This window comes from Turicimonas sp. TL08 (genome assembly GCF_054660695.1).
The window spans coordinates 1-518 of the sequence record NZ_BAAGDP010000068.1 but is presented as its reverse complement, the minus strand read 5'-3'; the positions used below and the strand labels follow the sequence as shown (position 1 = coordinate 518).

Sequence of the window (518 nt, the reverse complement as noted above, 5' to 3'; positions counted from 1 at the left end):
GGTGAGCACCGTGACTAATGTTAAGTCGTAACAAGGTAGCCGTACCGGAAGGTGCGGCTGGATCACCTCCTTTCAAGAGTTTTTGCTCGAGATTTGAGTGTCCGCTCTTATCGGAAGTCGATAGATTGAAGAAGAGAATAGGCCAAAGGCTAAGGGTCTTTAGCTCAGCTGGTTAGAGCACCGTCTTGATAAGGCGGGGGTCGATGGTTCAAGTCCATCAAGACCCACCAAAGTCTTTCATGGGGGTATAGCTCAGCTGGGAGAGCACCTGCTTTGCAAGCAGGGGGTCAACGGTTCGATCCCGTTTACCTCCACCAGATTCCTGAAATAAGTGCTTGATGAGTATTTATTTCAGGTAATTTAGAGCCTGAAAATTTGTTCTTTAAAAAATCGGAAATTTGAATCAATTGAAAACGTTTATGGAAACGTAAACGGGTAAAGATTGACGAGTCATTAACAAAGCAAAACTTTGTGAGAAACTTGAAAGCGAAGACATAAACAGCGTAATGGGAACAGCG

General features: G+C 44.4%; 2 tRNA genes and 1 rRNA gene. All 3 read left to right on the top strand.

Features of this window, described 5'->3' with window-relative positions:
- Window positions 1-73: ribosomal RNA gene (locus tag ACYQ4O_RS12975) — 16S ribosomal RNA — on the top strand; the annotation flags it as partial.
- An 80-nt stretch (window positions 74-153) separates the two neighbouring features.
- A tRNA-Ile gene (locus ACYQ4O_RS12970) sits at window positions 154-230 on the top strand.
- A gap of 11 nt (window positions 231-241) precedes the next feature.
- Window positions 242-317 (top strand) — tRNA-Ala (locus ACYQ4O_RS12965).
- Window positions 318-518: the final 201 nt, after the last annotated feature.